Genomic DNA, 20,886 nt, shown 5'->3' with positions numbered 1-20,886 from the left:
GCTCAGCGGCCGGGGCGGATCGACAGCTGGAAGGCGAGCAGGCCCTCCCTCACGTCCGTATCCAGGCCGTTCATGCCGCGCAGGCCCTTGCCGGCGTCGATCTCGCGATAGACGACGCCGATGGAAGTCTGCATGTCGCCCTTGCGATAGGCCAGGCCGATGGAGGCGTCGCCGAGGAATCTGCCGCGATCCTGGGTGTAGCCCGAGCGGGCGTAATCGCCGTCGCGGGTGCGGGCGAAGTTGTACCCCACGGCGCGACCCGAACCGGCGGCGTAGAGATACCAGCGCGGCCGTTCGCCGAACCGCTCACGGCCGTTGGGGGCCAGACGTTCCAGCCCCTCGCCGATCTTTAGCGTGACGCCGGCCTCGGCCGAGCGGCCCTCGCTGCCGACGCCGAGACCGGCGTGGGGGGTCAGGCTGACTTCCAGGCCCGAGGCGGTGTGGCCGCGCGCGCTGCGGAAGCCGCGCACATAGCGCAGATCATAGGCGTCGGGATCCAGTTCGGCCCGGTCGATGGGCGTGACCGGCAGGGGCGAGCCGTCGGCGCGACGCAGCCGCCCGGCGGTTTCCAGCGTCACGCGGTCGGTGAAATCTGTGCGGTCGATCCAGACGTCGCGGCGGGTGCTGGCCGACAGGCCGGAGCCGTCTTCGGGGTGGAAGGCGGTCGGGATCTCGATCTGCGAACCGAACCGGACGTCCGGCGCGACCCGGAAGCTGGTCTGATCGGTCAGGCGCGCCGTGGTAGAAGACTCAGGCGCGACGTCGAAGGCGTTGGGGGCCCAGGTCTGCGCACAGGCGACGTTGGCGCAGGCTGTCGCCAGTACGCCGGTCACTCCAATCATGCAGGCCTTCAAACGCATCCGGTCTCCCCACCGATCCGCTGAACCCACACTGCAACCACACGGCGCAGTAGTCCAACAGGTTTTCGACATGGTTTCGTCGCTTTTCAACGAGGACGACCGGCGAGGGTTCCCAAATGCAAAAAGGGCCCCGCTGTCGCGGAGCCCTTCGAGGTCTTCAGTGCTGAGGCCTTACTGGCAGGCCAGGCACTCGTCGTAGTCGGTCTTGGGCATGGAGAAGAGGTCGGGCTGGTTCGGGTCGATCACGACCTCGGCCTTGTCCTCGGCCCCGGCGAAGGCGGCCCGCTGCACCGACTTGGAGCGCAGATAATACAGCGACTTCACGCCGCGTTCCCAGGCGGACCAGTGCAGCATGTGCAGGTCCCACTTGTTGACGTCGCCAGGGATGAACAGGTTCAGCGACTGGGCCTGGCAGATTTCCGGCGCACGGTCGGCGGCCAGCTCGACCACCCAACGCTGGTCCAGCTCGAAGGCGGTCTTGAACACGCCCTTCTCGTCCTCGTTCAGGGCGTCGATGTGCTGAACCGAGCCTTCCTGTTCCAGGATCGAACTCCAGACGGCCTCGGTGTTGATGCCCTTCTCGTCGAGCAGGCGCTCCAGATAGGGGTTCTTGACCGCGAACGAGCCCGACAGGGTCTTGTGGGTGTAGATGTTGGCCGGGATCGGCTCGATGCCGGCCGAGGTGCCGCCGCAGATGATCGAGATCGAGGCGGTCGGGGCGATGGCCAGCTTGTGGCTGAACCGCTCCATGACGCCGCGTTCTTCCGCGTCCAGGCACGGGCCCTTTTCTTCGGCCAGCAGGCGGCTGGCCTTGTCGGCCTCGCGACGCAGATGCTTGAACAGGCGCATGTTCCACGACTTGGCCATGGCGCTTTCGAAGGCGACGCCCTGGCCCTGCAGGAAGGAGTGGAAGCCCATCAGGCCCAGGCCCACCGAACGCTCGCGCTTGGCCGAATAGACGGCGGCGGCCATGGCGGGCGGGGCGCGGCGGATGAAGTCCTCCAGGACGTTGTCCAGGAAGCGCATGATGTCCTCGACGAACTTGGGCTCCTCGCGCCATTCCAGGAAGGTCTCGGCATTGACCGACGACAGGCAGCAGACAGCGGTCCGGTCCACGCCCAGGTGGTCGCGGCCGGTGTGCAGCATGATCTCGGCGCACAGGTTGGACTGTTTGACCTTCAGGCCCAGGTCGCGCTGGTGCGGCGCCATCTGGCGGTTCACCGTGTCCGAGAAGATCATGTAGGGCTCACCGGTCTGCATCCGGATGTCGAGCAGCTTGGTCCACAGCGAACGGGCGTCGACGGTCTTCATGACCTCGCCGTTCTTGGGCGACTTCAGATCGAACGTGTCGCCGGCCTTCACCGCCTCCATGAATTCGTCGGTGATGTTGATGCCGTGGTGCAGGTTCAGGGACTTGCGGTTGAAGTCGCCCGAGGGTTTGCGGATTTCGAGGAACTCCTCGATCTCGGGGTGGTGGATGTCCAGATAGACGGCCGCCGATCCGCGACGCAGCGAGCCTTGCGAAATCGCCAGTGTCAGGCTGTCCATCACGCGGATGAAGGGGATGATGCCCGAGGTCTTGCCCGCGCCCTTGACCTTCTCGCCGATGGAGCGGACCCCGCCCCAGTAGGTGCCGATGCCGCCGCCATTCGAGGCCAGCGAGACGTTCTCGTTCCAGACGTTCTGGATGCCCTCAAGGCTGTCGCCCACGGCGTTCAGGAAGCAGGAGATGGGCAGGCCGCGATCCGCGCCGCCGTTCGACAGGACCGGGGTCGCCGGCATGAACCACAGGCGGCTCATGTAGTCATAGAGGCGCTGGGCGTGCTCGGGGTCGTCCGAGAAGGCGGTCGAGACGCGGGCGAACATGTCCTGATAGCTTTCGCCAGCCAGCAGGTAGCGGTCTTCCAGGGTCTTCTTGCCGAAATCGGTCAGCAGGTCGTCGCGCGAGCGGTCCACCTGGACCGACTTCACCACCGTCAGATGGGGGCGTTCAGGCGTCTGCGTTCCCGCAACACCTTGGAATTCCGTCGTCTTCAATGCCTCGCCGCCAGCCATGGTCATCCGCGTCCTGAACAGAAAAAGCCTAGAGCCACCTGCGCCGTAACCACATCATCTTGTGGCCTCTGCGCTCCCCGAGCCCACATATAGGGCGCATATGCCTAATGACCCGTCAACGGGCTTGACGGACAGTTAGTGGGCGAATCGCTTGGACAAGTCGCGCAGGCCTGGGGAAAAGCCAGTGCGCAAGCCAGCACGGCCCCTTTGCGTTCACGCGACAACACGATCACGAACGCGTGATCGGAACATTGGGCGAGCTTGGCCGTTTGGGCCGTCCATGACCATGTCCGATCTTCGTCTCTTTTTGATACGCGTCCTGACGGTCGCCCGCAAAGAGATCGCGGCGCTTGCCGCCCTTTTCGTCGTCGCCGGGGGCGTCCTGACGTTTGTCGAACTGGCCGACGACATGATCGAAGCGGACGGCATCGCCTTCGATCATCATATTCTTTCGTTGATGCGGCCCTATGCCGACGATCCGGGCCGACCATGGGGGCCGTGGTGGCTGAAGGAGGCGGCGGCCGACATCACCTCGCTGGGCGGCATATCTGTGCTGGGCCTGTTCGCCCTGATCGTGATCGTCTTCCTGCTGAGCCAGAGGAAATGGCTGTCGTCGCTGCTGCTGGTCGTCGGCCTGGCCGGTGGCGTCGCCCTCAGCGAGGGTCTGAAGGCGGTGTTCGAGCGCGCCCGGCCGCCCGCCGCCATGCAGGCGGTGGAGACGATCAACGCCAGCTTCCCCTCGGGCCACGCCCTGCTGTCCACCGTCTTCTACCTCAGCGTCGCCGTCATGCTGACGCGCGCCTTCCCGCGCGAGCGGTTCAAGATCTTCGTCCTTGGCGTGGGAATCCTGATGACCCTGCTGGTCGGCCTGACCCGCATCTATCTGGGCGCCCACTGGGCCACCGACGTCTTCGCCGGCTGGGCCGTCGGCGCAGCCTGGGCCATGGCCCTGTGGCTGGTCGCCTACGGCGTGGCGCGCTGGCAGAAGCGGCGTCGGGCGCCGTTGCAGGACGAGCCGTCGCCGATCGAGGTCGAGACGACCATCGACCCGACCAAAGTCTAGGCCCGTCGTCCCGTCGGCGACGGGTTAGTCTGGCTCGGACGCCGGGAGAGACAAACCATGGACCACGCCGCCCTCTACGCCGAACGCCTCAAGACCCCCGATCAGGCCGCCGCCCTGATCGCCTCGGGCGCCAAGGTCGCCATGGGCCTGGGCGTGTCCCAGCCGCCGGCCCTGCTGAAGGCCCTGGCCGAACGGGCGGAGCGGGGCGAGGTGGAGGATGTGAACCTCTACTATCTGCTCTCAACCGCCATCGCGGGCGACACGGTGCTGCGTTATGAGCTGATGGACCGGATCCGGCCGTGGAGCCTGTTTCACAGCGCCATCGAAAGACGGCTGGAACAGCGGGCGCACGAGGAGGGCCAGCCCAATCCCGTCCAGTTCATCCCCACCGGTTTCCAGCAGTCGCCCCGCCTGCTGTGCGACGAGGTCGGGGTGGATACGCTGGTCTGCACCGTGTCGCCGATGGATGCGGACGGCTTCTTCTCGTTCGGGACAAACACCGACTATTCCAGGCCGGTGTCGCAGACAGCGAAAACCGTGATCGTCGAGGTCAATCCGCACATGCCGCGCGTGTTCGGCGACTGCACCGTCCATGTGTCGAAGGTCGCCGGGATCGTCGAACATTCCGCCCCCCTGCTGGTCGTGCCGCGCGCCGAGCCTCAGCCGGCCGACCTGGCCATCGGCCGGATCATCGCCGGCCTGGTCGAGGACGGGGCGACGCTGCAGATGGGGATCGGCGCCCTGCCCAACGCCGTCTGCGACGCCCTGAAGGACCACCGCGACCTGGGCGTCCATACCGAGATGCTGACGCCCGGCCTGGTCGAGCTGATGCAGGCCGGGGTCGCCAACCATGCCCGCAAGACCCTGCATCCCGGCGTTGGGGTGTTCGCCTTTTCGATGGGCGACCTCAACACCTATGAATTTCTGGACGGCAATCGCGGCATGGAGACCCATCCGGTCTCCTATGTGAACGACCCCGCCGTGATCGCGCGCAATGCGAGGATGATCTCGGTCAACGCCACGCTTCAGGTCGATCTGACCGGCGCCTGCTGTTCGGAGTTCCTGAACGGGCGCCAGTTCACGGCCGCCGGCGGCCAGCTGGACTTCGTGCGCGGGGCCTATGGATCGCAAGGCGGCAAGTCGATCATCGCCTGTCATTCCACGGCGGCGAAGGGGACGGCTTCGCGCATCGTGGCGCGGCTGGACGGGCCGGTCACCACGCCGCGCAACGACACTCACATCGTCGCCACCGAACACGGCTGGACCAATCTGAAGGGCAAGTCGTCCAGTGAACGCGCCCGCGCCCTGATCGCCCTGGCCGCGCCCGAGTTTCGCGACGGGCTGACGGCGGCGGCGCGGGAGCAGGGCTTGATCTGACGTGACGGCTTGATCTTCGGCCGCCCGTCAGGGCCATTACGCCCATGAAGACCGCCCGACTGCTGGCCCTGCTCGCCCTTCTCGTCGCCACACCCATCAGCGCCAGCGCGGCGCAGGGCGCCTATGCGACACAAGGGGACTGTGGCGGCCGGCCGATGACCACGGTGCGGATGGCGCCCGGCTATTGCCTGGGGCTGGTGTGGCAGGGCTCGGGCGCCGAGGGGCCACGGATGCCGCGCGGCCTGTTGGCGCTGTCCGGCGGCGACTGGTTGGTGACGGACCTGGGCAACTGGTATCCGGGCAACGGCGCGATCTGGCGGCTGTCGTTCGGCCCGGACGGGGCGCCGCACTGGCGACGGCTGGCCCAGGGCCTGAACATGCCGCACACGGCGGCGCGCGGGCCGGACGGGCGCCTCTATGTGTCCGAGATGAACCGCATCCTGACCCTGGATCCCGACGCGGCCGATCCGGCGGCGACGGTGCGGACGGTGATCGGCGACCTGCCGGACAACCGGCTGCACGACAACCGCCACCCTCTGTCCAGCTTCGTCTTCGACGGGAACGGTGATCTGTTGGTCAATGTCGGCGCCCCCAGCGACCGCTGCGTGGACGCCAGAGGCCGGGCGCGCACAGATGCGAAGGGCGCCTGCGCCGACAGCGCCGCGACGGCCCAGGTGCGGCGTCACGCCTATCTAGGGGACGGTCGGTGGGCCGAGGACAGCACGGTCTTCGCCTCAGGTCTGCGCAACTCCATCGCTCTGGTGCGGCACCCGTCAGGCACGATCCTCCAGGGCGAGAACTCGGTCGATCTGACCACGCCCGACCATCCCTATGACGAGATCAATGTGCTGCGTCAGGGCGGCCACTACGGCTGGCCCTATTGCGTGGATCTGGCGACACCCCTGCCCGGCTGGAGCGCGGCCCAGGCGCGGTGCGGACAGCGCGACCGCCCGCTGGCTCTGCTGCCGCCCCACGCCGCGCCACTGGATCTGATCTATTACGAGGGGGCAATGTTCCCCGAACTGCGCGGTCGGCTGCTGATGAGCTGGCACGGCTATCGCCGCGCAGGCGGCCGGATCGTGGCGGCCGAGACGGATGCGCAGGGCCGCCCCCTCACCGACATCGGCGGCCGCTACGCCATCTATCCGCGCGGCGCCCTCACCTATCCGGCCGGGGCGCCCAGCATACGTGGTAAGGTGCTGACGCCGGGCTGGGACACCGTAGCAGGGCGTCAGCCGCGCGGCGCGCCGGTGGTCCTGGCGGTCGCCGCCGACGGATCGATCTGGGTCACGGACGACCGGAACCGGGCGATCCTCAGGATCGCCCGAGAATAGATCTAGCGGGATCGCTTCAGGCGAAGACGTCTGGCGAGCTAAACAGTTCAGAGGTGCGGCGATCGATCAGGAACTGATCGAAGAATGACTCTTTTGACCGTTCAGGGACTTTCGCGGTCACGTCGATATAGAAATACAGATGCGCCCGCCCGCTTGAATTTTGCTGGGCTGTGGCGAGGTACTCCTCGTGCCGGAAAATCCAAATCCGATCCGTTGATAGATCGCAAAGCGCGACCAGTTGGGCGGGACTGTTATGCCGTAGCCACCAGTCTAGCGTCAGCTTCCCTCTTCCACCCGCCTTCTTTGGCGCAAGGACGGATTTGACCTGGATAGTGACCGCGTCCCGCAGCTGCGGGGAATAGGCGACGACATCGATACCGTCATCCGTTGTCATGGCGGACGAATCTATCCCGCATTTGAGCAGCCGGTATTGGAGCAACAGAACGCCTGCCGCTCCAATCTGCGCAGTCTTCATTCGCCTCTACCGCTTATCGCGCTTAGCCAGGACGCGCAGGCGGAGCGCATTCAGCTTGATGAAGCCGGCGGCGTCCTTGTGGTCATAGGCCTGGACGCCTTCCTCGAAGGTCACCAGGTCCTGATCGTACAGGCTGTGGGGGCTTTCGCGGCCGATGACGCTGACATTACCCTTGTAGAGCTTGACCTTGACCGTGCCGGAGACCTTTTTCTGGCTCAGGTCGATGGCGGCCTGCAGCATCTCGCGCTCGGGCGAGAACCAGAAGCCGTTGTAGATCAGCTCGGCGTATTTCGGCATCAGCTGGTCCTTCAGGTGCATGGCGCCGCCGTCCAGGGTGATGCTTTCGATACCGCGGTGGGCCGCGATCAGGATGGTGCCGCCGGGGGTCTCGTAGACGCCGCGCGACTTCATGCCGACGAAACGGTTCTCGACCAGGTCCAGACGGCCGATGCCGTTGTCGTGGCCGTACTGGTTCAGGGCGGTCAGGATTGTGGCCGGGCTCATGGCCTCGCCGTTGATCGAGACCGCGTCGCCCTTTTCGAAACCGATCTCGATGACGGTGGCCACGTCCGGCGCGTCTTCGGGCGAGATGGTGCGCTGGTGGACGAACTCGGGGGCCTCGACCGCCGGGTCTTCCAGCACCTTGCCCTCGGACGAGGAGTGCAGAAGGTTGGCGTCGACGCTGAAGGGCGCCTCGCCGCGCTTGTCCTTGGAGATCGGGATCTGGTTCTTCTCGGCGAAGTCCAGCAGGGCCTCGCGGCTGCGGAACTCCCACTCGCGCCAGGGGGCGATGACGCGGATGTCGGGCTCAAGCGCATAATAGCCCAGCTCGAACCGGACCTGATCGTTGCCCTTGCCGGTCGCGCCGTGACAGACGGCGTCGGCGCCGACCTGACGGGCGATCTCGATCTGGCGCTTGGAGATCAGCGGACGGGCGATGGAGGTGCCCAGCAGATAGTCGCCCTCATATTGCGCATTGGCGCGGAACATCGGGAAGACGAAGTCGCGCACGAACTCCTCGCGCAGGTCGTCGATGAAGATGTTCTCGGGCTTGATGCCCAGCTTCAGCGCCTTCTCGCGTGCGGGGCCAAGCTCCTCGCCCTGGCCCAGGTCGGCGGTGAAGGTCACGACCTCGGCGTTGTATTCGGTCTGCAGCCACTTCAGGATGATCGAGGTGTCCAGGCCGCCCGAATAGGCGAGGACGACCTTCTTGATGGGCTTGTCGGCGGGGGCGGACATGGCGGCTCTTTCTACAGGCTTGGGCGGCAGTCGTCGGGGAGTTGACGCGCGCATAAGACCGGGGGTCCGGCGATGCAACCTTTTCCGGGCTTCAGGCCCGCCAACATGAACCTTTGGTCATGTTTCATTCCGTCGCGTTGCCACACGACAGACCAGCGTTATGGTCCGAACCAACTGCAATCCTGAGGATCTCGCATGCGCCGCACCGGCTCTCTCGTCGCCGCCGCCGCCCTACTGGCGGTTTCAACCCCTGTCTGGGCCTCTGTCGCGCCCGCCCCGGCCGCTCAGGCGGCTGCGCCTGCCGTCCAGGCCGCGCCGGTCGCCGATCTGGTCGCCGAAGTCGATATTCCCTACACCAGGTTCACCCTGGACAACGGCCTGACCGTCCTGGTCCACGAGGACCACAAGGCCCCGGTCGTCGCCGTATCCGTCTGGTACAATGTCGGCTCCAAGGACGAGCCGGCAGGCAAGACCGGCTTCGCCCACCTGTTCGAACACCTGATGTTCGGCGGCTCGGAAAACGCGCCGGGCAGCTATTTCACCCCGATGCGCAACATGGGCGCGACGGACATGAACGGCACGACCTGGTTCGACCGCACCAACTATTTCGAGACGGTCCCGACCCCGGCGCTGGAACAGGCCCTGTTCATGGAAAGCGACCGCATGGGCTATATGCTCGGCGCAATCAGCCAGGAGACGCTCGATCTGCAGCGCGGCGTGGTCCAGAACGAGAAGCGCCAGGGCGACAACCAGCCCTATGGCCTGAACCAGTACAAGCAGCTGGAAGCCCTGTTCCCCGAAGGCCACCCGTATCGCCACTCGACCATCGGCTCGATGGCCGATCTGGACGCGGCGTCGATGCAGACGGTGCGCGACTGGTTCACCTCCAACTACGGCCCCAACAACGCCGTGCTCGTCCTGGCCGGCGACATCACGCCCGCCAAGGCGCGTGAGCTGACCGAGAAATATTTCGGCCCCATCGCCAAGGGTCCGGTCAACACCCCCGCCCAGGCGCCGGTCCCGACCCTGTCGGCGCCCGTCAACGAGACGACGCATGACCGCGTCTCCAACGCCCAGGTCGAGATCAGCTGGGTCGTGCCCGGCATGCTGGACGCGGATTCGGTGCCGCTCAGCGTCGGCGCCTCGGTGCTCGGCGGCCTGGCGTCTTCGCGCCTGGACAACGAACTGGTGCGCGGCGACCAAAGCGCCGTGTCGGTCAGCGCCTCGAACGGCGCCTATCATCGCGTCGGCATCTTCGAGATCAGCGCGACCGTGAAACCCGGCGAGGACCCCGCTGCGGTGGAGGCCCGCACGCGCGAAATCCTGAACGGCCTGATCGCCAACGGCCCGACGCAGGACGAGATCAACCGCGTCGTGACCCAATACGCCTCGCGTCGCATCCAGGGTCTGGAACAGGTCGGCGGCTTCGGCGGCAAGGCCACGGCCCTGGCGGAAGGCCAGCTCTATGCCGGCGATCCGGAACACTACAAGAAGGAGCTGGCCGCCTATGCGGCGGTGACGCCGGCCCAGGTCCAGGCGGCGATGCAGAAGTGGCTGACCCGTCCCGCCTATACGCTGACGACGCTGGTGGGCGAGCGTGAAGCCTATGCCGAGGCGGCCGCGGCCCCGTCGGGCGCCAACCATACGCCGGCGCCGGAAATCCAGCGCGTCGCCCGCATGGCCAGGCCCGAGATCGGCCAGGTCGCCAACGTCGACTTCCCGGCCGTCGAACGCGCCCGCCTGTCGAACGGCATGGAGGTGATCTACGCCCAGCGCGACGCCGTGCCGGCCACCAAGATCGCCCTCGACTTCGACGCCGGTCTCGCCGCCGACGACCGGGCGAAACTGGGCCTTCAGACCCTGATGCTGGACCTGATGGACGAGGGCACCCGCACTCTGAACGCCACGCAGCTGGCTGAGGCGCAAGAAGCCCTGGGCGCCAGCATCACCACCGGCGCGACCATGGATCGCTCGGTCGTGCAGCTGTCGGCCGTCACGCCGAACCTCAAGCCATCGATCGACCTGCTGGCCGAGGTGGTGCGCAACCCTGCCTTCGCCTCGGCGGAGCTGGAGCGCCTGCGCGCCACTCGCCTGTCGCGCATCGCCGCCGAGCGCACCCAGCCGGCCGCCCTGGCTAGCCGCGCCCTGCCGGAACTGATGTACGGCGCGGACAGCCCCTATGGCCGTCCGTTCAGCGGCAACGGCGACGAGACCAGCGTCAAGGCCATCACCGAGGCCGACATCCGCACCGACTACGCCCGCTGGATCCGTCCGGACAACGGTAAGATCTTCGTCGTGTCGGACCGTCCCCTGTCCGAGATCACCCCGGTCCTGGACGCCGCCTTCGGTCAGTGGGTCCCGCCCGCATCGGCCAAGGCGGTCAAGGACTTCTCGGCCCCGATCCCGGCCGCGACGCCCAAGATCGTGCTGATCGACCGTCCGCAATCGCCTCAGTCGTACATCATGGGCGGTGAAGTGCTGGCGGCATCGGGCACGGACGATCTGCTGATGCTGAACGCGGCGAACAATGTGCTGGGCAACGACTTCCTGTCGCGCATCAACTCTGACCTGCGCGAGACCAAGAGCTGGTCCTACGGCGTCAACGCCTCGGTCGCCGGTTTCGCCGGACGCGTGCCCTATCTGGTCACCGCCCCGGTCCAGGCCGACAAGACCGGCCCCGCCATCGAAGCCCTGAACCTTCAGTTCAACGACTTCCTGAAGGGCGGCAAGGGCGTCACGCCGGCCGAGCTGGAGCGGACCATCAACGGCAACACCCGCCGTCTGGCCGGCAGCTACGAGACCTCGGCCGCCGTCCTGGGCGCCTTGCGCAGTAACGACCTGCTGGGTCGCCCGGACGACTATCCTGAGACCATCGCCGCCCGCACCAACGCCCTAACGGCGGCGCAACTGGACGCCGCAGCCAAGGCCGCGATCGACCCGTCCAGGTTCGTCTGGGTGGTTGTCGGCGACGCCTCGGTGGTCAAGCCTCAACTGGACGCCCTGGGCATTCCCGTCGAGGTCCGCTCGGCGGCCGGCGCCGCCCAGTAGGGCGACGACAGTCCAGAACGACGAAGGCCCGGAGAGCGATCTCCGGGCCTTTTTCTTTATCGTCATCCTCGGGCTTGACCCGAGGATCTGACGCAGGGCGAGATTGTGCGTCTCCCCTATCGCAATGCGGCGGAACATCCGGCCCTCGGGTCGAGCCCGAGGGTGACGGCGGGTTCGATTAGTCCAGCGTCGCGCCGGTCGTGCGCATGATCTCGGCGCGCAGTTCGGGCAGGCCCAGGCCCTTTTCCGACGACGTCAGCAGCACCACGGGGAAGGCGGCGGGGCGTTTGGAGATGGCCTTCAGCGTGGCTTCCTGAACGACCTTGCCCTCGCCCTTCTTCAGCTTGTCGGCCTTGGTCAGGACGATCTGATAGCTGACGGCGGCCAGGTCCAGGGCGTCCAGCGCCTCCTTGTCCACCGACTTCAAACCGTGACGGCTGTCGATCAGCAGATAGACCCGCTTCAGCGTCACCCGGCCGCGCAGATAGTCGCGGCCCAGATCCTGGAACTTCTTGACCGTGGTCTTGGACGCCTTGGCCCAGCCATAGCCTGGCAGGTCGACCAGACGCATCCGGCCGTCCAGGTCGAAGAAGTTGACCTCGCGCGTCCGGCCCGGCTCGTTCGAGGCGCGGGCCAGCTTGTGCATGCCGACCAGACCGTTGATCAGGCTGGACTTGCCGACGTTGGAGCGGCCGGCGAAGGCGATCTCGGGCAGGTTCGGCTCGGGCAGCTGCTCGATCTTGGCCGCGCCCATGATGAAGGTGGCGGGCCGCGCGAACAGGACCCGCGCGGCCTCGATTTCCTCGGGCGTGAACTCGGTTTCGTCGATCACGCTGGTGACTTCTTGAACCGGGCGAAGAACGTATCGATCGGGTTCTCGGCCTTGTAGCGGTGCATGATGACATACTGCTGCAGGATGGTCAGGACGTTGGACCAGGCCCAGTAGATCAGCAGGCCGGCCGCGAACGGCGCCATGATGAAGGTGAACAGCAGCGGCATGAACTGGAAGATCTGACGCTGGATCGGATCGGTCGCCGGCGGGTTCATCGCCGTCTGCAACCACATGGTCAGGCCGTAGGCGATGGCCAGCAGGCCCAGGTGCAGCGGGCCGGCCAGCAGGCCGCCGATCAGCGGCGCCATGGACGGATCCCACGGGATCAGGCCGAACAGGTTCCAGATCGACGACGGATCGCGCGCCGACAGGTCGTTGATGAAGCCGAGGAAGGGCTGGTGGCGCATTTCGATGGTGACCGTCAGCACCTTGTACAGGGCGTAGAAGACGGGGATCTGGAGCACCAGAGGAAGGCAACCCGCGACCGGATTGATCTTTTCCTTCTGGTACAGGGCCATCGTCTCCTGCTGCTGCTTCTGCGGGTCGTCTTTGAACTTCTTCTTGATCTCCTCCATCTTGGGCTGGAGGTTCCGCATCTTGGACATGCTGGCGTAGGCGTTGTTGGCCAGCGGGAACATCACCAGCTTGACGATGACGGTCAGGGCCAGAATGGCGATGCCGAAACTGCCGACCAGGCCATAGACGTTTTCCAGGATCCAGAAGATCGGGCGCGTCAGGAACCAGAACATGCCCCAGTCGATCGCATAGACGAAGCGCGGCAGGCCCAGGCTTTCCTCATAGGACTTCAGCACCTCGGCGCGCTTGACCCCGGCGAACAGGCGCTGGGTCTCGGTCGCGGTTGCGCCCGGCTGGACGGTGCGGGTCGTGCCCAGGACATTGGCTTCCAGCTGCTGGCCGCCGTTGATCTCGCGCACGCGGAATTCGGTTTCGACCGCCTCGTCCTGCTGGGGCAGCAGGGCCGCCAGCCAGTATTTGTCGGTGATGCCCAGCCAGCCGCCGGTCGAGGCGTTCTCGATACGGGGTTCCTTCAGCCAGTCCTTGTACTTCTTCTGCTCGGTGCGGTAGCCGCCCGGCTTGCCGAAGGTGCCGATCGCGCCCTCGTGGACGATGTGCGACGACCCGGCTGCGGGCGGGACGCCCTGGCGCTGGACGCTGCCGTAGGGGGCGATGGTGATCGCTTGCGTGCCCAGGTTCTGGACCGTGTCCTGAACCGAGAAGACATATCTGTCGTCGACCGACATCACGCGGGTGAAGCGCAGACCCTGGCCGTTATCCCAGGTCAGGGTGATCGGCGTGGTCGGCGTCAGGGTCGAACCATTGGTCAAACGCCAGACGGTGTTGGGTCCGGGCACGCCGCCGGCGACGTTGGGGCCGGTCCAGCCGAACTGGGCGAAATAGGCGTTCTGCATCCCCTGCGGGCGGAACAGCTCGACCGGCTGGGGCTTGTCCTGGACCTCGCGATAGTCGGTCAGGAACAGGTCGTCGATGCGGCCGCCCTGAAGCGACAGCGACCCCTTCAGCGTGCCGGACTGGATCGGCACCCGCGCGGCGGTGCTCAGCGCCTGGCTGCGGTCGGTGACGAAGGTCGGCCCCTGGGGGCTGAGCGCCGTGCGGGCGGCGTTGTCGGCGGTCTGCGACTGCTCGGCCTGGGCCTGCTGGTGCACCGCGCGACGCTCGGCCTGCGGACGCAGCACGGCGAAATAATAGATACCCATGATCAGGGCCGAGCACACGATGAAGATGATCGTGTTGCGCGTGTTCTCGTTTTTCATGGATTCTGGCGGTCCTGGCCGGATGGGGCGCGGGCGTGCGAGGGCTTGTCTGCCCCCCGATCATGTCGCGGTGTCGCCAGCCTTGTAAGCGTCGATTTCACGTCGTCAAGCAGACGGTCCCACGCACGCTCGGTCGTGCCCATGCGGGCGATGAAGACATAGTCGCTGCCGGGCACGCCGTGCTGGGCCAACATGGCCCGCGCAGCCTCGCGCAGACGGCGTTTGGCGCGGTTGCGAACCACCGCGCCGCCGACCTTTTTCGTGGCGGTGAATCCCAGGCCGATGTGCGTCGAACCGTCGCCGCGCTCCAGACGCTGGATCACCACGGCGCCGCGGGCCTCGGAAACGCCTTTGGCGGCCGCCAGAAACTGGGGCCGCCGCATCAGACGTTTGATCTGTAAAAGGTCGCTCATGCGTCCAAAAGATTCCGGACGCTGAAAGCCGCTTACGCCGTCAGGCGCTTGCGGCCCTTGGCGCGACGGCGCGCAACAATCTTCTGGCCGTTCTTGGTGGCCATCCGGCTGCGGAAGCCGTGACGGCGCTTGCGCACGAGTCGCGACGGCTGATAGGTCCGCTTCACGGTCGGCTCCTGACGTTAAAGGTTGGGCGGCGGGGCAAGAGCGTCCGTCGCAGGAAGGGCGGGCGTATAAGTCGCATGTCCGCGTGAGTCAACGCTCGGACGGCATTTCGGGACGATGAAACGGATGGCGAAACGAACGGCGAAGGAATGGGGCCTGCGGCTGCTGCCGCTCGCGGCCATCGCCGGCCTGGTGGTCGCCTTCTTCGCCCTGGGCTGGAACCGCTATCTGTCGATGGACCTGATCCGCGAGCACGGGCTGAACCTTCAGGCCTATGCGCGCGAGCACTGGTGGATCGCGCTGGCCGCCTTCATCGCCGTCTACGCCCTGGCGACCGCCTCGACCATCCCTGGGCCGGTCTTCCTGACCCTGCTGGGGGGCATGATGTTCGGACCCTATGTCGGCGCCCTGGCCCAGTCGACGGGGGCCACGATCGGCTCGGTCGTCATCTATTATGTCTATCGCACCGCGATCGGCGCCTGGCTGCGCGCCAAGTTCGAGGCCGACGCCGGTTTCATGGATCGGCTGGCCAAGGGGATCGACCGCAACGCCTTCACCACCCTGTTCACCCTGCGCGTGATCCCCAGCGTGCCCTTCGTCCTGGTCAACGCCACGGCGGGGATGATGGCGGTGCCGCTGAGACCCTATGTGATCGCCACCTTCATCGGCCTGTTGCCCTCCACCTTCATCTACACCTGGATCGGATCCCAGCTGGGCGACCTGCTGCGGGCCGGCGTGCGGCCGGACCTGCCCATGCTGCTGCAGCAGTTCTTCTGGCCGCTGATGGGGGTGGTCTTCCTGTCCCTGCTGCTGCCCATCGGCATCAAGCTGTTCCAGATGGTCCGCGCGCGGCGTAACGCAGGTGCGTCGGCATGAGCGCCCTGTTCGACCGGATCGCCACGCGGCTGAACCTGTCGCCGGAACAGGCGACGCTGTGGCGCGAACGCCTGACGCCCCGCGCCCCCGACGGTCTGTCGGCGCGGCTTTTGCTGCTGACAGTCGCCTTCACCCTGGCGGTCGAGGCGCTGATCATGGGACCGAACCTGGCGGCCTTCCACGAGCGCTGGCTGCGCGACCGGCTGCAGGCCGCCGAACTGGCTTCCGTCGGGGTCGAGGCCCTGCCCTACAGCGCGGTCGAGGACGACACCGCCGCCGAGCTGATGCGGATCGGCGGGGTCCAGGCCGTGGCCCTGACCGAACAGGGGGTGCGCCGCCTGCTGCTCCAGGCCCCCAACCTGCCCCGCGCGCCCGAACTGATCGACCTGAGGCAGCAGGACAGCTGGTCGCGGCTGACCGACCCCTGGCGCACCCTGTTCGGCCACCCCGACCGCTCGCTGCGCGTCCAGGCCAAGCCGCGCTATCGCTCGGGCGACTTCATCGAGATCGTCACCCCGGCCCAGCCGTTGAAACTGGAGCTGAAGACCTTCCTGCTGAACAGCCTGATCGTCTCTCTATTGGTGTCCCTGACGGCGGGTGCCCTTCTCTATGGCGGTCTGGCGCTCCTGGTGCTGCGTCCCCTGCGCCGTGTCACCCGCTCCATGGAACGGTTCGCCGCCGATCCCGAAAGCGAGGCCGAGGCGCCGTCCGACCGGCACGACGAGATCGGCCGGGTCGAGCGCGAGCTCAGCCGGATGCAGGAAGAGGTGCGCCATTCGCTGCGCTCGCGCGCCCGTCTGGTCGCCCTGGGAGAGGCCGTGGCCAAGATCAACCACGACCTGCGCAACATGCTGACCTCGGCCCAGATGGCGTCGGAACGGCTGGCGACCTCGGCCGACCCCCAGGTGGCCAAGGCCCTGCCCCGACTGGAGCGCGCGCTCAGCCGCGCCGCCAATCTGTCGCGCAATGTGCTGGAATACGGCCGCAGCGAAGAGCCTGCCGCCCAGAAGACGCGCGTGGTCCTGACCAAAGCCCTGACCCTGGCGGCCGAGGATGCGGGGCTGGAGCCGGAGGGCGTGGCCCTGATCAAACAGCTGCCGCCGCGCTTCGCCGTCGAGGCCGACCCGGACCAGCTGTATCGCATCCTGGTCAATCTGATGCGCAACGCTCGCCAAGCCATCGAGGCCGATCCCGGCCGCGCACCAGAGCGGCGCGGCAAGGGCGCGATCACGGTCAGCGCCTTCGGCGAGGGCGGATTCTGCGTCGTCCGCATCGCCGACGACGGGCCCGGCATTCCACCGCGCCTGGCGGAGCGGTTGTTCGAACCCTTCGTCAGCTCCAAAGCCTCCGACGGCTCGGGCCTGGGCCTGACCATCTCGCGCGAACTGGCCGCCCTGAACGGCGGCGATCTTCGCTTGGTCGAATCCGACGGCGTAGGCGGCGCCGTGTTCGAGCTGCGTCTTCTCGGCTAGGACGGCCCGAACAACCTTGACCATAAGAACGCTCAACTCGGGGCTTTCAGGTCACACTCTGCCATCTTGTCGAAATGTGTCAAAAAAGCGCGCATTCTTTGGCTTCTTTCTCTCCTTCGCTCGTGTCACCTTGTGGGACAGTCTGTAGGGGAAACATAAAAAATGACGCGTTCGTCCGCTCGCAAGAGCCGTTGGCTTTCCACAAGTTCCGCATTGGGCGTGGCCGCCGGCCTGGTCGCCGGCGCGGCCTTGGCCGAGGTGCCCAACAACAATCTGAACCGCAACACGGCGCCGACCCTGGCCGCCCCCAATGCGGTCAACGGCATCGGCATCATCTACAGCGACTTCGGTGCGCTGGGCGGCGGCGTCTGCACCGGCACCCTGATCAATCCGCGCACCATCATCTTCGCCGCCCACTGCGTGAACACTCAGGGACAGGCGACCTACGGCCGCGCCTCGGGCGGCACGCCCATCGCCGTCGGCTTCAAGGGCGATGCCCGCGCGGGCCTGATCAACTGGCTGGGCACCGGACGCAGCAGCGTCGCCGACCAGACCTATAATCTCAGCCACGTCTTCTACGACCAGCGCTCGCTGCTGGAGCCGGCGGGCAACTTCTACGAAGCCGACGTCGCCATGGGCGTTCTGGACACCGCCGCGCGCGGCGTGCCGACCTGGGCCATGCTGTTCAGCCCGCTGACGGGAACCGAGAACCTGCACGTCACCATCGGCGGCTATGGCCGTTCGGGCACCGGCACGACCGGTCAATCGGCAGGCGTCGATTTCCGCCGTCGCGCGGGCGAGAACATGATCGGCGCCCTGGCCTCGATCGACGACGTCAACCTGTTCCTGTTCGGCGACGGCAGCCAGCGCGGCCTGGGCCAGAACCTCTATCTGGTGGACTTCGACGATCCGGCGCGCGCCAACCAGTTTGACTTCAACATCTTCGGCAACGACGTGGCCCTGCCGGGTGAAGGCATCACGGCCCAAGGCGATTCGGGCGGCGCCCTGATCCTGGATCGCGCCTTCTCGCAGCCGGTGATCGCCGGCGTGCTGTCGCTGGGCACCCGCTATTTCGGCGCCCAGCCTCAGGCCAGCTATGGCACGACGGCCGGCTATCAGCCGCTCTATCTCTTCTGGGACTATATCGTCGCCAACAACCCGTACAAATATGTGCAGGCAAAGGCGGGCGACGGCGACTGGTTCGACGCCACGCGCTGGACCCAGATGATGGACCCCAACTACAAGGTCGTGTCGGGCGGACAACTGACCACCGGCCTTCCCGGCACGCCGGCCGCCGGCGTGGGCGGACAGGGCGGCGAGTTCGGCGCCGTCTGCTTCAACGCCGACTGCGAGAGCGCCAAGAACCTGGCCGACTATAACAACAGTCAGGGCGGGACCGAGACGGCCGCTGCTCCGGCGGCAGGCGGCTCCTCCAGCGAAAGCAATGTCGGCCATGTCACTCGCGACGACCTGACCGCCGATCTGACCACCGGTACGGCGGGGACCGCCGACGGCGACCTGGCCGCGCCCGCCGCCCTAGTGCAGGCGCCTGGCGCGACGGCGCCGTTCGAGTTCGTCGCCGGCGGCCCCGGCTCGACCAACTTCGTGCCCAACAACGTCGCCGGCGTTCCGGGCGGAACCCGTCCGGCCTATTACGACGTCAGCCTGACGACCGCTGGTCGCACCACCCTGAACCGTGCCGCGACCGTGGATCGCCTGACCATCGGGACCAGCGGCGCCATCCTGGACGTGACCTCGACCGGCACGTTGACCAATCTGATCGACACCACGGTCACGGCCGGACAACTGAACGTCGATGGCCGGCTGAACACCTTCGAGATGCTGCTGATGGGCGGCATGCTCAGTGGCAAGGGCGTGATCGATCCGACCGTGCTGACCTCCATTCTGGGCACCATTGCGCCGGGCGGTCAGAACGCCGTGGGCGACCTGACCATTCTCGGTGATCTGGTCCTGACCTCGGGTTCGCGCCTGATCATCGATGTGAACGGGGCGCAGGCCGACCGGCTGATCGTCCGCGCCGACGCGGCCCAGGGCACGCGCGGCCAGGCGTCGATCGGCGGCTTCCTGGGCGTCAATCCCCTGGGTCCGGTCCAGTTCGGCCAGGCCTATACGGTGCTGACGGCGGAAGGCGGCATCTCGGGCCGCTTCACCTCCGCGACCGACCTGCCGGGCGTGCTGTTCCCGACGCTGGGATACACCGCCAACAGCGTGCTGCTGACCATCGACGCGGCGTCCTTCTCCACCGTCATCGACGCCAACTCGCCGTCGCAACAGGCGGTCGGCGCCCTGCTGGATCGCGCTCGCCCCGGCAGCTATGCCGCGCTGAGCAGCGTCTATGGCACGGTCGATGTTCTGGAGGGACCGGTTCTGGGCGCGGCGCTGGAAAGCCTGGCGCCCTATAGCTCGCGCTCAGCCGTCAAGCTGGGCGCGGTGCAGACCGAAACGCTTCAGTCCGCCATCGGCGACCGCATCGCCTTGCGCCGCACCGGCGCGACGGGCGGGCTGGCTCTGATCGGTCGCGGCGTCGAGGTCGCGGCCTTGTCCGACGATCTGGCCCCGATCGCGGCTGCGGCCATGGCGGCAGCCCAGGACGAAGGATCGGCCCGCAACCGTTGGTCCAACGGGTGGAAAGAGGGCGTCTCAGCCTTCCTGACAGCCGGCGCAACCGACGGCAAGGCGCGGAACCTGCGCGGTTCCGTGATCGGCTCGGGCGAGGACCAGCAGGACAGCTGGTATTTCGCGGGCGGCGTCGAACGCACGGTCGACGACCTGACCCTGGGCGGCGCTCTGGGCTATTCCAAAGGCAAGGCCGAATACGCCGGCGCCCTGTCGCGCGCCGACACCAAACAGATCCAGGCCAGCGCCTATGCGTCGCTGGACATCGCCGATCGCGGCTTCCTGGGCGGTCACCTCGGCTATGGCTGGCTGGACATCGAGACGCGCCGCAATACGGCGGTCGGCGGCGGCCTGCGCGCCGACGGCGACACCGAAGGCGATGTCTTCTTCGGCGGCGTCGAAATCGGCGACCGCGTCGATACGCGTGGCGTGACCGTGACGCCCAGCTTCGGCGTCAACGCCTATCGCGTGAAGGTCGACGGCTATGCCGAGACCGGCTCGGCCGCCGCACTGCGTGTGGACGAACAGACCAGCACCTCGGTCCAGGGCTTCCTGGGCCTGCGGGTCTCGGGCGCGACCAAGGTCGGTGGCTTCTCCGTCAAGCCGGCGCTGAGCGTGCGCGCCGTGACCGACTTCACCAACAGCCGCGACGACGTGCGCGCGGTCTTCGCAGCGGCCGGCGGCACGCCCGCCACCTTCCTGGGCGCCAGCCGCGACACGACCTGGGGCGAAATCTCCGGCGGCGTGACCATCGGCGACGAACGCACCACCGTCTCGCTGGAGGCCTCCTCGATGATCGAGCGTCAGGACATCGACTATCAGTCCTACCGCGCCACGGTGGCGTTCAAGTTCTAAGCATACGCCAGAACGTCAAAGGGCTCCGGCGTTCGCGCCGGAGCCCTTTTTCATGCCTGCTGGCGATCAGACGGTCTTCAACGCCGACCTATTCCAGCCCGTCGTCCGACACCACGAACGGCCGGTTCTCGGCCTTGGCCTGGGCCGCCAGCTCGTCCTGGACCAGGTGCCAGCGCCGCAGCCGCTCGTAGTCGATGGCGTGTTCAGGCGAGGCGTCCAGCCAGTGGCGGAAATCCTCGATCTGCAGTCTGGCGTCCGAGGCGGCGGTGTCCGGCAGGGCCGGCACGTTCGGCAACTGGCGCGCGACATCGGCGGGGATGGGGAAGTCACCGGATGAGGTGCTGAGGATCATCTAGTCTTCTCGCGTGCGGAAACGGTTTGGGAGGAATCCG

16 protein-coding genes are annotated in these 20,886 nt (G+C 66.9%); 7 read left to right on the top strand and 9 right to left on the bottom strand.

The window, feature by feature from the left end:
• Positions 1-2: 2 nt before the first annotated feature.
• Positions 3-842: a lipid A-modifier LpxR family protein gene (locus tag WC597_RS12635; protein ID WP_372693656.1), complete on the bottom strand. Its 840-nt coding sequence runs from the start codon at positions 840-842 to the stop codon at positions 3-5.
• A 189-nt stretch (positions 843-1,031) separates the two neighbouring features.
• Positions 1,032-2,921, bottom strand: coding sequence for a ribonucleoside-diphosphate reductase subunit alpha (locus WC597_RS12630; protein ID WP_372693654.1), 1,890 nt, complete (start codon positions 2,919-2,921; stop codon positions 1,032-1,034).
• Positions 2,922-3,195: 274 nt separating this feature from the next.
• Between WC597_RS12630 and WC597_RS12625 the strand changes: the two genes are divergently transcribed.
• Genes WC597_RS12625 through WC597_RS12615 form a run of 3 tightly spaced genes read left to right on the top strand, consistent with a single transcriptional unit; the run spans position 3,196 to position 6,689 of the window.
• Positions 3,196-3,978: a phosphatase PAP2 family protein gene (locus WC597_RS12625; RefSeq protein ID WP_372693652.1), complete on the top strand. Its 783-nt coding sequence runs from the start codon at positions 3,196-3,198 to the stop codon at positions 3,976-3,978.
• Between the two features lie 57 nt (positions 3,979-4,035).
• Positions 4,036-5,355: an acetyl-CoA hydrolase/transferase family protein gene (locus WC597_RS12620; protein WP_372693650.1), complete on the top strand. Its 1,320-nt coding sequence runs from the start codon at positions 4,036-4,038 to the stop codon at positions 5,353-5,355.
• Positions 5,356-5,399: 44 nt separating this feature from the next.
• On the top strand, positions 5,400-6,689 hold the full coding sequence (locus tag WC597_RS12615) for a sorbosone dehydrogenase family protein (protein ID WP_372693648.1): 1,290 nt from the start codon (positions 5,400-5,402) through the stop codon (positions 6,687-6,689).
• Between the two features lie 16 nt (positions 6,690-6,705).
• Here WC597_RS12615 and WC597_RS12610 read toward each other — a convergent pair whose 3' ends face one another.
• Together WC597_RS12610 and WC597_RS12605 are read right to left on the bottom strand one after the other, a co-directional pair.
• The gene (locus WC597_RS12610; RefSeq protein WP_372693646.1) at positions 6,706-7,164 is read right to left on the bottom strand and encodes a hypothetical protein; all 459 of its coding nucleotides are present in this window, start codon (positions 7,162-7,164) and stop codon (positions 6,706-6,708) included.
• A gap of 6 nt (positions 7,165-7,170) precedes the next feature.
• Positions 7,171-8,403, bottom strand: coding sequence for an argininosuccinate synthase (locus WC597_RS12605; RefSeq protein ID WP_372693644.1), 1,233 nt, complete (start codon positions 8,401-8,403; stop codon positions 7,171-7,173).
• Between the two features lie 195 nt (positions 8,404-8,598).
• Between WC597_RS12605 and WC597_RS12600 the strand changes: the two genes are divergently transcribed.
• Entirely contained in the window at positions 8,599-11,451 is a 2,853-nt protein-coding gene (locus tag WC597_RS12600; protein WP_372693642.1) for a M16 family metallopeptidase, read from the top strand.
• Positions 11,452-11,629: 178 nt separating this feature from the next.
• On the opposite strand, the gene yihA is transcribed toward WC597_RS12600, so the two are convergent.
• The 4 genes from yihA to rpmH are packed head-to-tail and all read right to left on the bottom strand — an operon-like array spanning position 11,630 to position 14,656.
• Entirely contained in the window at positions 11,630-12,283 is a 654-nt protein-coding gene (gene yihA, locus WC597_RS12595) for a ribosome biogenesis GTP-binding protein YihA/YsxC (RefSeq protein ID WP_372693640.1), read from the bottom strand.
• On the bottom strand, positions 12,280-14,076 hold the full coding sequence (gene yidC / locus WC597_RS12590) for a membrane protein insertase YidC (protein ID WP_372693638.1): 1,797 nt from the start codon (positions 14,074-14,076) through the stop codon (positions 12,280-12,282). The genes yihA and yidC overlap by 4 nt, the downstream gene beginning before the upstream one ends.
• Complete coding sequence (rnpA, locus tag WC597_RS12585) at positions 14,073-14,489, bottom strand: ribonuclease P protein component (RefSeq protein ID WP_372693636.1); 417 nt, start codon at positions 14,487-14,489, stop codon at positions 14,073-14,075. Before rnpA ends, yidC begins: the two co-directional genes overlap by 4 nt.
• A 32-nt stretch (positions 14,490-14,521) precedes the next feature.
• Positions 14,522-14,656 carry a 50S ribosomal protein L34 gene (gene rpmH / locus WC597_RS12580; protein WP_003164000.1) on the bottom strand — a complete coding sequence of 45 codons (135 nt, stop codon included), beginning with the start codon at positions 14,654-14,656 and terminating at the stop codon, positions 14,522-14,524.
• 124 nt (positions 14,657-14,780) lie between these two features.
• On the opposite strand from rpmH, the gene WC597_RS12575 reads away from it, so the two are divergent.
• The 3 genes from WC597_RS12575 to WC597_RS12565 all read left to right on the top strand — a co-directional run bounded on the left by WC597_RS12575 (position 14,781) and on the right by WC597_RS12565 (position 20,494).
• Entirely contained in the window at positions 14,781-15,530 is a 750-nt protein-coding gene (locus WC597_RS12575; RefSeq protein ID WP_372693633.1) for a TVP38/TMEM64 family protein, read from the top strand.
• Positions 15,527-17,002 carry a sensor histidine kinase gene (locus tag WC597_RS12570; RefSeq protein ID WP_372693632.1) on the top strand — a complete coding sequence of 492 codons (1,476 nt, stop codon included), beginning with the start codon at positions 15,527-15,529 and terminating at the stop codon, positions 17,000-17,002. The genes WC597_RS12575 and WC597_RS12570 overlap by 4 nt, the downstream gene beginning before the upstream one ends.
• A gap of 162 nt (positions 17,003-17,164) precedes the next feature.
• Entirely contained in the window at positions 17,165-20,494 is a 3,330-nt protein-coding gene (locus WC597_RS12565; RefSeq protein WP_372693631.1) for an autotransporter domain-containing protein, read from the top strand.
• Between the two features lie 88 nt (positions 20,495-20,582).
• Here WC597_RS12565 and WC597_RS12560 read toward each other — a convergent pair whose 3' ends face one another.
• Positions 20,583-20,846 (bottom strand): hypothetical protein, encoded by a 264-nt coding sequence (locus WC597_RS12560; protein WP_372693630.1) that lies wholly within the window; start codon positions 20,844-20,846, stop codon positions 20,583-20,585.
• Between the last annotated feature and the right edge of the window lie 40 nt (positions 20,847-20,886).

Origin of the sequence: Brevundimonas sp. (assembly GCF_041648115.1) — a bacterium.
Taxonomy (GTDB): Bacteria; Pseudomonadota; Alphaproteobacteria; order Caulobacterales; family Caulobacteraceae; genus Brevundimonas.
Note: the sequence above shows the minus strand (reverse complement) of the source record. Positions and strands in the feature narration are given on the sequence as shown.